We start from the raw sequence: 13018 nt of genomic DNA on the forward strand, positions 1-13018 counted from the left end.
CGCAGATACGAACAGGCAAAGAAAGACGGCAAGCCGTTGCACGAAGCAAAAAATTATCAAAAGCAAAAAGTGAAAGTTGCCCGTATTCACGAAAAAATTAAACATGCACGTACGGATTTTCTGCACAAACTCAGTACCGATATTGTCAAAATCCACGACATCATAGGTATTGAAGATTTGCAGGTGTCAAATATGATAAAGAATCATAAGCTCGCAAGAGCGATTAGCGAAGTCAGTTGGTCAGAATTTCGTTCAATGCTTGAATATAAGGCAAAATGGTACGGGAAACAGGTGGTGCCAGTAGGAAAAACCTTCCCTTCGAGCCAACTATGTTCTTGCTGTGGCTACCGAAATAAAGACGTTAAGCATCTTGCTTTGCGTGAATGGAAATGTCCAACGTGTCACACCCATCACGATAGAGATCTGAACGCAAGTAAAAATATTGAAGCTGAAGCGATAAGACTTCTAACCGAAGGGACTTCGGGGATAGCCTAATCCATAACTGACCGTTAGGTTGGTCTTCTTAGGAATCTCCATCTTCAAATTTCGTAAGAAATTAAGGTGGAGTAGTTCAAGGCTGTAGTCACTATCCAAGATGTACTCATACACAAAAGGTTGGATCATAAAGCGCATTTAAAGTCTCGTATGTGGTATATCAAGTTGAAATTAGTATATTGATTGTTGTCAGAGGCGATTTTAGAGACGATAACCTTTCATTAGTTGAGTAATCATCGGTAGACGTGAAGAAAATGCTGAAAATAAGGTAATATTTCACGAAGAAACCTGTAAAAATTTGTGGTAAAGTCATTAAGAACACTATACAAGAAAGGATGATTGATTTGAAAAGAATTAAACACGTATTTATTATTTTATTTGTGGTAACAGTACTTGCTGGATGTAGTTCATCAACTAACATTCAAGGGGAATGGGATGCGGTAAGCAGCGACGGCATTGTTGGTGTATTTGATTTTAATGAAGATTCGACGTTTTCATGTACGATTGGCATATTTCAGAATAGCGGTGTATACGCTGTTGAAGATGGGGTTATGGAGTTGACTTATGAGGGGGATGAACCAATGTTTTATGACCTCGATAACAGCGAGAAAGATGTTATAAATCTATATTCAATTGATGAAGAAGGGAATAGAGACAATAGAGAGAACATTGAATTATCATCGAAATAACAGCAATCGATAAGGTGGCTTCTACAGCGACCTTATCGATTATTAACTTTATTTTTTAATCGTTTCTATTGAATTCACAAAAACTTCTGTCTCATCACTTTCAATCCAACCAACTATTTCATCCTCTATAGATAAACCTAATTCCTCTAACTTTTTTTGATTATATTCTACTTCTACAAGTAGCTTTGCCATATTTAATGACCTCCTGGACTTATATTTTTTAATATATGAGAAGGGATTCAACCCTCTTATATGAATTCTATATATATACTTTCCCCAATCCTCTGAAGGGATTGTGTCTTATTGTCGATAAATCTATAAAATCGCCTTTTTCATCCTGTCTAATCTTAACTACATTGTTCATACACTTGATAAAGCCATCGGTTAGATTAATGTCACATGTTCGGTATGCCTTCCCGTACGCTAATAAATCAGGTTCATGTCCTATCCGTGGGATTTGTACCGTTTTAAATCCTATCTTTATTTCTTTCATGTTTATTCCTCCTTGATTTTTCATTTGTACTGCCCCTGAAACGAAATGTGTTCCCGTAAAGGGGAGTATTTTTCCCTTTTGCATGATGAAATCTAAAACCAGCATAAAAAATCGTCAATATGACCATGAAATACCGGAACATCGTGAGGATATGTCGTGAAAGCTTATTGATGGTTTTTTCAAGAACTTTGGGGATCGGCGGAAAGGTTCGGGTGCCCTGCCGCCTAGCCCCTTAGTTCGCCTGGTGTGTTTTACGATTCAGGGGCAAAAGGAAAAATACGCAATAAAAAAAGCAAGCATAGGCTTGCTATCCGTACGGAGGGGCTATGGTATATAACGGTTTTGTAGTCGTCTATCCCCCAAGAAATCATCAGTAATCTAGAAGGAATTAAGAAACGATTGGTGCTTCTTTAATTCCTCTGATTATTGAAGAATATATCCACTGTTACAAGCATGGACAATCCAATAAAAAGCTAGCTGGATTGAGTCCAGTTGAATACTGAACTCAATCCAGCCAATTAGTTATATAATATAATTCTATCTTTTAGGAGTAAGTACTGTGAAAGGATATAGTAAAGTATCTCCTTTATGCTTCTGTCATCGATAGTTCATTAAAAACATCGCTATATTGCATGTTTCCCTCCTTTATTAAACTTAGATAATAACCAATATCTTCATTTGATAAGAATATATTGTTTTTTAAAGCATAGTCCCTTAGTAAAGCAATATATCCGGATATTAAAGCGGTTGCTTGTGATGTACCAGAGGAATAAAATATCTCATCATTAGCATCTAATACTAATATATTCTCCCCAGGTGCATTAATTGTTGTTAGGTCAGGCCCACTAGTTAATTCTAATGGCTGTAAGTTTTCACCAAGTGCACCAATAGAAATAACTTCCCTCATATTTGCGGGGAACATCATTTCAAAATTAGAGAAGTCACCAGAAGATGCAGTAACTGTGATATTCTTACTGTGAGCCTCTTTAATTAAACCAGCAATGTCTTCATTATTTTTGTAGCTTCCAACACTTAAATTAATAACTGTTGCATTTTTATCAATAGCCATTTCAATCGCATCATATATCAATTCTGGTCTAGTTGATTCTGCCTTATCTAAAATTTTTATTGATAGTATATCAACATCGGGACTAATGCCTAGGATATCATCTTCCGTCCCTTTAATTATAGAGTACATCATAGTACCATGTCCGTTGTAATCGTAAATATCCTCACTCGTTAATGAGAAAGCTTTTTCTGCATCAAGTTTTATATTAGAAGAAATTCCACTATCTATTATAGCAATGGTTTGTGAAGATCCAGTGGAATAATGATGAAGCTCTTTATAATTAAGATGTTTATATACCCAGTAGTCTATTTCATCTGGAGTTGTGTTTTTTGAAAAAAAAACTCCAAAAACAATACTACTTACTGATAACAAAATTATTAATATTACTATTTTTTTTTTCATGAAATAAGTTTTACCCCTTTTTAAGCGCTACTACTACTGAGTTTCAATTGAGAATGTAAGCGTCCAGTGTAAATTGGCTATTATTCCACGACTAGTTAAAGCATTATGATAATCAGCTCTACTAGCAAGATTATTTATATATATTGAGGTTAATGAAGTAGAAATTGCTAGTGGTGCAACCCCGAATGCTGTGGCAAAAACAGCGACCCCTGTCCCAGATAAAGCAGCACTTCTTAAATTTGTAGCCCACAATCGGGCATTATTTGTACTTTTATATCTTCTTCTTCCCCACCAAAATGTTTGATCTTTAGTTACGCCTCCTTGGACATAAAAATGATCATCATTTGCATCAATTAATGCTCCATTAGATAGAATTTCTAACTTCCCATCACGCACATCAGCATTAAGATTTTCAATATTCTTTAAATATGTATCGACAATGCTTTGTTTTGTTAATGGTTTGTCACGCTTAATTCCCTGTAACTCAGAAAGTTTATTTAAATTATTAATATCCTTCTGATTTAAACTACTAATAATTTGCCCTTTATTTCTTGTTACCTCTATTCCATCCTCACTAAAGATTATGAATTCAGATAAAACTTCCTGGATTCTGTTCATACTAGATTCATATGAATACATGAAGTCAGAAGAGCTTTGGGAATGGGCAAAGACAGGGGGTGAAAAAATTCCAAAAGACAATACTATTACTAAAAATAATGATATTTGTTTCATTTAAAATCCTCCGTTTTTTTATAATTAACTAATTTTCACCATTATCGAATAGAGTTTATTGAGTTCTTGTGAAAAACGTAAGAGTCCAATGTAAATCGATTATTATTCCCCGATTACTTAAACTATTGTGATAATTAACTCTATTCGCGACATTAGCTATATAGATTCCCGTTATTGCATTCGGAATCCCCCCCATTGGACCGAACACAGCACCTGCAATAATTGCATGTGCTGCGTTAGCTTCAGAAAGAAACAGTAATTCCGCAGCCCATGTTCTAGCGTTAGCTGTACTTTTATACCTTCTTTTTCCCCACCAAAAATTTTGATCTTTAGTTACGCCTCCCTGGACATAAAAATGATCATCATTTGCATCAATTAATGCTCCATTAGATAGAACTTCTAACTTTCCATCACGCACATCAGCATTAAGATTTTCAATATTCTTTAAATATGTATCAACAATGCTTTGTTTTGTTAATGGTTTGTCACGCTTAATTCCCTGTAACTCAGAAAGTTTGTTTAAATTATTAATATCCTTCTGATTTAAACTACTAATAATTTGCCCTTTATTTCTTGTTACCTCTATCCCATCCTCACTAAAGATTATGAATTCAGATAAAACTTCCTGGATTCTGTTCATACTAGACTCATATGAATACATAAAGTCAGAAGAGCTTTGTGAATAGGCAAAGGTGGACTCTGTAAAAACACCAAAAAACATTACTGAAATTAAGAATAAAGCTGAAAACTTTACTTTTAACATCCAAAAACCTCCTTTAAATTATTTACATATATGTTATAATATAAAAGTCGAAAAAACAAGGAGGTTTGTGGAAATTGAAAAACTTTATTTTTTTAACAGCAATCATTATCGTAATCATAATTTTATTTTTATTAAAATATTATTTTGAAGTAATTGGTAGCTATACGCTTATAATAATCTTTTTAGCAATAACAATTATAATATCGTTCTTGAGAAAGGCATTAGATATAAACTTTTATAAATAGATAAGATTGCAAGGTATATCGTTTTCTATAATACTGAATACAAAAAGCAACAAATTAGCTGGTATAAGTCCTACTAAAGGCCATATTCACACCAACGAACTAGCTGCTCAATATTAACTTTAATTTTCTGGAGTTGCTATATTTATGAGTTTTTCAATTTCTTTTGTTTTTGGCACTCTACCAGATACAACAACTTTATCATTAATCACCAAAGCTGGCGTCCGCATAACGCCATATTTTTGAATCTCAATACTATCTGTTATTTTTACTAATTCAAAATCAACAGAGAGAGTTTCTAGGGCATCTTTCGTGTTTTTTTCTAACTTTTCACATTTTTTGCAACCTGGTCCTAATATTTTAATTATCATAATTTATCTTCCTTTCTAGTTGGGCAAGTGTCAAAAACAAATAATGCTTGTTGTGTATTTCAAAATTTTAAATAAGGAACCAATTAAAAGAAATGCCAATGGATAGAATCCCGATTAAGCAAATTAAAATAAATATCCCTAGTAATTTAGGTTTCACTACTTTACTTAGCATAACCAGGGAAGGAAGTGATAGTGTTGTCACAGCCATCATGAAAGCAACAAGAGTACCTATTGGGACTCCTTTTGAAAATAATGCTTCTGCAATTGGCAATACACCGAATATATCTGCATATATAGGAATACCAATTAATGTCGCTAAGAAGACCGAAATGACATTGTTATTTCCTAATGCACTTTGAATGTAACTTTGTGGCACCCAGTTATGAATACCTGCTCCAATAGCAACACCAATAAGAATATAGGGCCAAACTTTCCCAGCTACTTCTTTCACTTGTTCTATACCAAAGTCTATACGCTGCTTGAAGGTTAATTCTTCACTAAATATATCCTCTTCTTCCATATCTCTGATATAGTCTTGTACCTGATCATTCATATTTAATTTATCAATGACGGTACCTCCTACTACAGCCAACATCAATCCTACAAGAACATACATTATGGCTACCTTCCAACCAAAAAAAGACATTAGCATGATGATTGACGCGATATCTACCATAGGTGAGGAAATTAAAAACGAGAACGTGACTCCTATAGGAAGTCCCGCAGTGGTAAATCCGATAAATATAGGAATACTTGAGCAACTACAAAAAGGGGTGACTGTTCCAATCAAAGCACCTAGAAGGTTCCCTTTCCACCCTTTCATACCTCCTAACAAAACCTTTGTTCGCTCTGGTGGGAAATATGATTGTATAATCCCCATAAGAAAAATAAGCACGGAAAGAAGGATAAAAATTTTGACTGTATCAAATATAAAAAATTGAAGGCTTTGTCCCAATTTTTCATCTAAATTTAGTTTAAAAATTGTTTGAACAATCCACCCAGCTAAATCATTTAGCCAAACCATTCTAAATAATTGATCATTAATAAAGGTCAACATTACTGATCGCCTTCAATCAGATAATCAAATTTATCAATCTTACTTAGATCTGTTAAAAATAGCTCTTCATGACTACTATAATCTTTAACAGTATTTAAAATAGCAATAAGAAATTTATCTTCAACAATTTCATACTTTGTAAATTTCCCATCTGGAATTCCTATAACTAAGTTTAAATCTCTCATTTTACTTAGATGCTTTGATAGTTTACTCTGAGGAGTATTTAAAATTTCTTGTAATTGACACACACACAATTTTTTTTGAAGCAATAATAATCCCACTCTTAGCCTAGTTGGATCAGAAAAAGCTTTGAAAATTTTTATAGATTCTAGTTCATTCACACGCTCACATCCTCATATCCGAATTCGTTCATATAAATTATATAATAATAATTAGCTTACTGTCAATATGTTTTATCAAACATCATGTTTATATTACTTAAAGAGTAGAATTATTAAAGATAATAGATAAATTCATCTGATAAGCGATTAGGTTTCTTTTATATATAGCGTTTATATGTGAAAAACTCCTAGCACTGTAAGAGGTGCTAGGAGAAAAAAGAGAACAAAGTTATTTACTATAGTTTTTTTCTATCATTTTGATATGATTTTGAAAATTTTTATTTCCACCTGATAAATTGTAGACTTTTTTAAATCCATAATTGATTAATACATTTTGAGCAGCATTCCCAGTGACACCTTTGTTACAATAAGTGACTGTTGTTACGTTTTTATCTAGTTCAACATTTCTTTCCCTTAATTCAGCTAATGGAATATGAATAGCTCCTTTGACATGTGATTTTTCGAAATCTTTTTTAGAACGCGTGTCAATGATTTGAACTTTTTCATTCCAATCTAGACGATTTATTAAATCAGCTGGTGTTATCAACGGGTTTCGCTTTAATGCATTATCTAAAACCATGCCGGTGTATAATATAGGGTCTTTCGTTGTCGCAAATGGTGGCGCATAGGCTAAATCTAAATGGAATAAATCTTCGGCTTTTGCTTTAAAGGTGATAGCTGTTGCAATTACGTCAATTCGTTTATCGACCCCGGCTTTTCCTATAACTTGCGCACCTAAGATACGACCTGTTTTTTTATCTGCTAATGCTTTGATTGTTAATTCTTTTCCACCTAAATATTCGGCGTGATCTGGCTTGATATTATATAAAACTTCAACATCATAACCTTCTTTTTTCGCTTCTTTTTCGGTTAGACCTGTTTGACCAACATGTAACTCAAAAATTCTGAAAATTCCTGTTCCTAAGACACCTCTGTGCTCTAAATCACCACCAGTAATCACGTCTCCAGCAATTCGTCCCATTTTATTAGCCGTAGATCCTAATGGACGATAGATAGGTTTTCCTGTAATAACGGAGAAGCTTTCTGCTACATCCCCAACTGCATAAACATCTGGAAGATTGGTTTGCATTTTGTTATTGACCGCAATTGCTCTTGAATCTCCCAGTTTTACGCCCATTTCTTTAGCTAATTCTGTGTTTGGACGTACACCTGCTGATAAGATAACGATATCTGGTTCGATTGTAATGCCGTTTGTCGTGATAACTCTCTCTACTGAGGTTTTCCCTTCAATTATTTTTACAGTATCGCCAAGAATCAGATTAACGCCTTTTGCACGCATATGTTCTTCAATGTGGAAAGTCATATCTGCGTCCATAGGAGGCATCACTTGATCTTCTAATTGAACGATTGTTACTTCTAATCCTTTATGGATTAATTGTTCTGTCATTTCTAAACCAATAAATCCAGCACCAATAATCAATGCTTTTTTAGGTTGTTTAGATGAATAGGCTCCAATATCTCGTGCGTCTTGAATGGTTCGAACTTGGAACACATTATCATACTCTTTTTGATTAAATGGAGGTGGAGTGAATGGAGAAGCCCCTGTAGCAAAAACCAATCCATCGTAATTGTCTTGTTTCTTTTCTCCAGAAACAAGATCCGTTACTTCTAACTGTTTGTTGGCCGGATCAATGCGTGTCACTTTATGTTCAGTGAAGACTGAGACATTGTATCTCTTTTTAAACCACGCTGCATTTCTAGGAGTTAAGGCACTCAATTCTTCCACTTCCTCACCAATGTGATAAGGAATACCACAAACCGAATAAGAAATATCTTTTCCTTGATCGTATACGAAAATTTCAGCTTCCTCTGTATTTCTTCTAGCTTTAGCTGCGACAGATGTACCCGCAGCGACAGATCCAATAACGACAATTTTCATTTTTTTGCCTCTTTTCATTTAATCTAAACAACGTTTAATATTCATATCCGTCGAACCAATGTTTTGTTTTATTTGAAAATTTGACTAATAAAAGCATAACAGGAACCTCTACTAATACTCCTACAACGGTTGCCAATGTTGCTCCAGAATTCAACCCAAATAATGCAATTGAAACGGCTACGGCCAGCTCAAAAAAGTTGCTTGTTCCAACCATGGCTGCGGGTGCTGCAATTGAAAAAGGTAATTTACAAGCTTTAGCACCGCCATAACCAAGGAAGAATATTACAATATTTTGAATAATTAAGGGAACAGCAATTAATAAAATATGAAATGGATTACTTAAAATCCGTTCACCTTGGAACGAAAAAATAATAACAAGGGTTAATAATAATCCTATTCGGGTTGTACCATCGAATTTATTTACGAACTCTTTTTCAAAATAATGGTCACCTTTTTGCTTAACGACTTTTTTTCTGACAACAATTCCTAAAACTAAAGGAATAACAATAAAGACAAAAATGGAAAGTAAAAGTGTATTGATAGGGACAGATACGTTACCTATGCCCAATAAAAGTGCCGCTATTGGAGCATATAAAAAAAGAACTATAATATCATTAATAGACACTTGCAATAAGGTGTATGCTGGATCACCTTTTGTTAGTTCACTCCAGACAAATACCATAGCCGTACAAGGTGCTGCCCCTAAAAGAATTGCACCAGCTATGTATTCATTGGCTAGTTCTGGACTTAAAAAGGGTCTAAATACCACCAGAAAGAAAAAGGCGGAAATGGCATACATTGTAAAAGGCTTAATTAACCAGTTTACTGCTGTAGTTAAGATTAATCCTTTTGGTTTTTTTGTTGCATTTACAATACTGCTAAAATCAATTTTTAACATCATTGGGAAAATCATTAACCAAATTAAAATAGCTGTTGGAATTGAGACATTATAGTACTCAAATTGACTTAAAAAATTAGGAATTGCAGGAATAAATTGTCCTAGCACTACACCTATAATCATTGATAAAGCAACCCATAAACTTAAATATCGTTCCCAAATCCCGATTCCACTTTTCTTATTTAATACTTTTTCTTTTGACGCTGAATCTTTCATGATTTTCCTCCAATAATCGTATTTAATCTTTTAATGAGAAACAAAAGAAGTTAAATTTATTACTTCTTTTTGAATGCCTTCAGACTCACAAATACATTCAGATGAATGTGTTAACAAATGAATGGTTTCTTGAATATATTGTTGGGTTACTTGCTCATTAATTGAGTAATGTTGCCATGTTCCTCTTTTTTCGGCTGTAACTAAGCCAGCTTTTACTAATATTTTAATATGGTGAGACAATGTAGGTTGAGTAAAATCAAAATGTTTTAAAATATCACACGCACACATTTCTCCGCACGACAACATATCCAGTATTTTTGCACGTTTAGGTTCAGATAAAGCTTTAGTAATTTTTGCGAATTCTTCATAATTCATTCTCATGTTCCTTTCTATTGGTAAAAAGATAGCTCTCCTTTATTCCAAGTTTAAATCTATCCATTCAGAAAGTTCTTTATTCGTTGGGTATTTTTCAAGCTTCACAATTTTAGTGTCATTTAATGCTGTTACTGGCAAACAGTTAACCCCATTTTCTTGGATTAACTGCGTTATCGCTTGATTTCGGACGAATGAATCAGGACGGGATCTTCATAAAGAGTTATTTTAGCCACTTTTATTTCCTTGCCTTCATCTAACTTATTCTAAAATAGTGCTATAGATTTTCCTTTCACTTCAGGAGAACTCCACTCTACTACCGCAAAATGATTATTCGATAGTTCTGCTACTTTATTAATCCACGTAACTTCACTTTGTGCACGAGCTTTGAGCACTTCATTTGTTGTGCCACTCGTTAGCATACTATTGTTTATTACCCACCAAGTATGAGCGATTTTGGCACGATCTAAATCTTCTTGTAGACGTATAGATTCATAGACGGGCGTATTTTCAGGTAGAGTAACCATGACAACTTCTGTTTGTTCAGGATCTTGTAAGACTGGCAACAGTCTGCGAACGGACTCAGGAACTTCACCAGAAGTTCTTTCGACTTCTTCAGCATAACTTTTAGAGGAATCTAACAACAATAACGTGTGTCCAGTTGGTGCAGTATCAATAACAACTACATCGCAATCAACTGTAGCAACAATCTCTGCAAATCGTTTGAAAACGGCTATTTCTTGAGTACAAGGCGAGCGTAGATCTTCTTCAACATACTCTAGTTCTTCAGAAGACATTGTCTTACGAGCAGTAGCTAGAACTTCTTCCTTGTAATCCTGTAATTCTTTTTTCTCGTCAATATGGCTCATTTTAATATTTTCTGATTCAGTAATCACAAATTTCAAATGAGCTGCGGGATCTGTTGTTGCTAAATGCACCTTTTTCCCTTTAGCTGCCAATCCTGTTGCCAGTGTAGCAGCAATCGTTGTTTTTCCAACGCCACCTTTACCCATAGTGAAAACAACTTTTTTATTTGTTCGATCTAACTCATTTATGATGTGTTGTAATCTAGGGTAATCCATTAACTCTGGAGCTTCTACGACTGCATTTGTTTGATCTGATGTTAACAGTAATCGTAAGTTCTCAACGCCGGTTACATTATATGAGCGTAAAGGAACGATGAATGTTGAAAATTGTTTTAAATTTTCAGGTATATTTTTTAACGTTAATTGTTGTTCATCATAAATTTTTTGAGAGACACTGTCTGTAGATCTTTCTAACAATCCATTTATAATTAATTTTTGATTTAATATACCGATTTCTTTTAATTCTTCAGAAGCTCTATTCGCTTCGATAAGGGGTCCATTTTGTGGACGTGTCACTAACATTAAGGTTGTTTTTGTACCCTCTGATAGTGTATTTACTGCGTGCTTATACATTTCTTTCTTATCACCAAGTCCTGAAAGCTGACCCATACATGATACACCAGTAGTGTTTTCATCTAAGAAGTTACTCCACGCAGAGGGCAATTGCAACATTCTTAATGTGTGTCCCGTAGGGGCAGTATCAAAAATAATGTGATCATATCGAGCTTCAACTTCTGGATTCGTTAAAAATCCAGCAAACTCATTAAAAGATGCAATTTCAACGGTACAAGAACCTAATAATTGCTCTTCCATATTGGCTACAGCTGAATCTGGCAGCACCCCTCTATACGGACCAACAACACTTTCCATATAGTCACGTGCAGCAGTAATTGGATCAAAGTTCGCTACGGTTAAGCCTTTCACTTCTGGAATTTCTAAGCCATCATTCGTTAACTCTTTATCAAAAACATCTTGTAAATTACTAGCAGGATCCGTACTCACTAACATAACGTTCTTTCCACTATCCGCCAATGAAACTGCGGTAGCACAAGCGGTAGATGTTTTTCCTACGCCACCTTTACCAGTAAAAAAAAGATATTTTGTAAGGTTTAATTGTTCTGGTTGATAATTTTTCATTTTTAAAATCCTCCTAACAACATTCTGAGTTTGGTCCACAACAGCCACCGTCATTTGATCCCATTGGGACAAATCTTACTCCTGTAAAAGCTGTTATTTCTTCCATTGAAGGGTATTCTCCAAATTTTACTACTTCGCCATTTAATAGTGTTGCTGGCAATGCTTCAGCGCCCTTTTCTTTCAATAATTTACTTATTTGTTCGTTTTCTAAAAATACTTGAGGACTACTAGATAAATTGTATCTTTTAACTTGAAACCCCTCTAATGTATCTAAAGCGTTCATAACTGATGTAATTTGTAATAAAGCTTCATTTACAGCTGGCCCACACACCCCTGTGCTACAGCACATTGCTGGTTCAAATAATGCTAATTCTGTCATAATTTTTTTGCTCCTCTGTAGAAAATTTATTTGATTATACATAGATAAAGTTCTATATATAATATAGAACTTTATCTATGTATAGTCAATAAAAATAATTTTGAGTAATTATACTAGCTTGATTTTCTGCGGCTAAGCTCTAAAATTACTGCTGGATAGCAAAAAAAAGAACTTCAAAATATCAAGGTTCTGGATACACGATTCTATCCCACAGAGAGACCGATGATGACCAAGGTAAAGAGAGTTTTTCTAAAGAGGCCCTTTTCAGGAGAAAGAAACAAGGTGGGCAAAACCATGATACTGACCATTAATCCCAAAAACCCTAATTTTATCTAAATTAGGCGAGAAAACCCTCATCTTCAAGGAATGTTATGGGCTAAGCCCAATGAGTAAGTGGGGGATGAATCGCCTTCGGGCAAGGGATGGGCCTTCCCCGTCTTAATTGCCCGACTTATCGAGTGCTACTTGTATGAGGTGAAAAATAGTTTGTGTTCGAGTACTAAACCCTTTTTCATCTTTGTATTTGTCCACTCTATTCAAAAGTGTTTTTGGGAATCTTAATACAACGGATTGTTTTTCCATCATAACCCCCTAAA

15 protein-coding genes and 1 pseudogene are annotated in these 13018 nt (G+C 34.4%); 2 read left to right on the forward strand and 14 right to left on the reverse strand.

Annotation, left to right across the window (positions count from 1 at the left end):
• Both BM390_RS14675 and BM390_RS14680 read left to right on the forward strand, forming a co-directional pair.
• A partial coding sequence (locus BM390_RS14675) for an RNA-guided endonuclease TnpB family protein (protein ID WP_143103204.1) occupies positions 1–495 on the forward strand: 495 nt, incomplete at its 5' end.
• Between the two features lie 344 nt (positions 496–839).
• Positions 840–1184 carry a hypothetical protein gene (locus tag BM390_RS14680; RefSeq protein WP_062323316.1) on the forward strand — a complete coding sequence of 115 codons (345 nt, stop codon included), beginning with the start codon at positions 840–842 and terminating at the stop codon, positions 1182–1184.
• A 48-nt stretch (positions 1185–1232) separates the two neighbouring features.
• Here the strand turns inward: BM390_RS14680 and BM390_RS15620 are convergent, their stop codons facing one another.
• The 14 genes and pseudogenes from BM390_RS15620 to arsD all read right to left on the reverse strand — a co-directional run bounded on the left by BM390_RS15620 (position 1233) and on the right by arsD (position 12422).
• On the reverse strand, positions 1233–1376 hold the full coding sequence (locus BM390_RS15620; RefSeq protein WP_156321426.1) for a hypothetical protein: 144 nt from the start codon (positions 1374–1376) through the stop codon (positions 1233–1235).
• 67 nt (positions 1377–1443) lie between these two features.
• On the reverse strand, positions 1444–1677 hold the full coding sequence (locus tag BM390_RS14685; protein ID WP_089855683.1) for a hypothetical protein: 234 nt from the start codon (positions 1675–1677) through the stop codon (positions 1444–1446).
• A 586-nt stretch (positions 1678–2263) separates the two neighbouring features.
• Positions 2264–3148, reverse strand: a complete 885-nt coding sequence (locus BM390_RS14690) for a S8 family peptidase (RefSeq protein WP_062323936.1) — start codon at positions 3146–3148, stop codon at positions 2264–2266.
• 33 nt (positions 3149–3181) lie between these two features.
• Positions 3182–3880, reverse strand: a complete 699-nt coding sequence (locus BM390_RS14695) for a hypothetical protein (protein WP_062323934.1) — start codon at positions 3878–3880, stop codon at positions 3182–3184.
• Positions 3881–3935: 55 nt separating this feature from the next.
• The gene (locus tag BM390_RS14700; protein WP_062323932.1) at positions 3936–4643 is read right to left on the reverse strand and encodes a hypothetical protein; all 708 of its coding nucleotides are present in this window, start codon (positions 4641–4643) and stop codon (positions 3936–3938) included.
• 364 nt (positions 4644–5007) lie between these two features.
• Complete coding sequence (locus tag BM390_RS14705; RefSeq protein WP_062323859.1) at positions 5008–5256, reverse strand: thioredoxin family protein; 249 nt, start codon at positions 5254–5256, stop codon at positions 5008–5010.
• 67 nt (positions 5257–5323) lie between these two features.
• A complete protein-coding gene (locus tag BM390_RS14710) occupies positions 5324–6313 on the reverse strand; it encodes a permease (RefSeq protein ID WP_062323857.1) in 990 nt (329 codons plus the stop codon).
• A complete protein-coding gene (locus BM390_RS14715) occupies positions 6313–6654 on the reverse strand; it encodes an ArsR/SmtB family transcription factor (RefSeq protein WP_062323855.1) in 342 nt (113 codons plus the stop codon). Before BM390_RS14715 ends, BM390_RS14710 begins: the two co-directional genes overlap by 1 nt.
• A gap of 229 nt (positions 6655–6883) precedes the next feature.
• A complete protein-coding gene (locus BM390_RS14720; RefSeq protein WP_089855686.1) occupies positions 6884–8554 on the reverse strand; it encodes an FAD-dependent oxidoreductase in 1671 nt (556 codons plus the stop codon).
• Positions 8555–8588: 34 nt separating this feature from the next.
• Positions 8589–9668, reverse strand: a complete 1080-nt coding sequence (gene arsB / locus BM390_RS14725; protein WP_062323852.1) for an ACR3 family arsenite efflux transporter — start codon at positions 9666–9668, stop codon at positions 8589–8591.
• A gap of 30 nt (positions 9669–9698) precedes the next feature.
• Positions 9699–10043, reverse strand: coding sequence for an ArsR/SmtB family transcription factor (locus BM390_RS14730; RefSeq protein ID WP_062323850.1), 345 nt, complete (start codon positions 10041–10043; stop codon positions 9699–9701).
• A 39-nt stretch (positions 10044–10082) separates the two neighbouring features.
• Positions 10083–10238, reverse strand: a pseudogene (locus BM390_RS14735) (arsenic metallochaperone ArsD family protein); the annotation flags it as partial.
• A 68-nt stretch (positions 10239–10306) separates the two neighbouring features.
• Positions 10307–12043, reverse strand: coding sequence for an arsenical pump-driving ATPase (gene arsA / locus BM390_RS14740; protein ID WP_089855691.1), 1737 nt, complete (start codon positions 12041–12043; stop codon positions 10307–10309).
• A gap of 13 nt (positions 12044–12056) precedes the next feature.
• Entirely contained in the window at positions 12057–12422 is a 366-nt protein-coding gene (gene arsD, locus BM390_RS14745; RefSeq protein ID WP_089855694.1) for an arsenite efflux transporter metallochaperone ArsD, read from the reverse strand.
• Positions 12423–13018: the final 596 nt, after the last annotated feature.

This window comes from Halolactibacillus miurensis (assembly GCF_900116255.1).
GTDB classification, from domain to species: domain Bacteria; phylum Bacillota; class Bacilli; order Bacillales; family Amphibacillaceae; genus Halolactibacillus; species Halolactibacillus miurensis.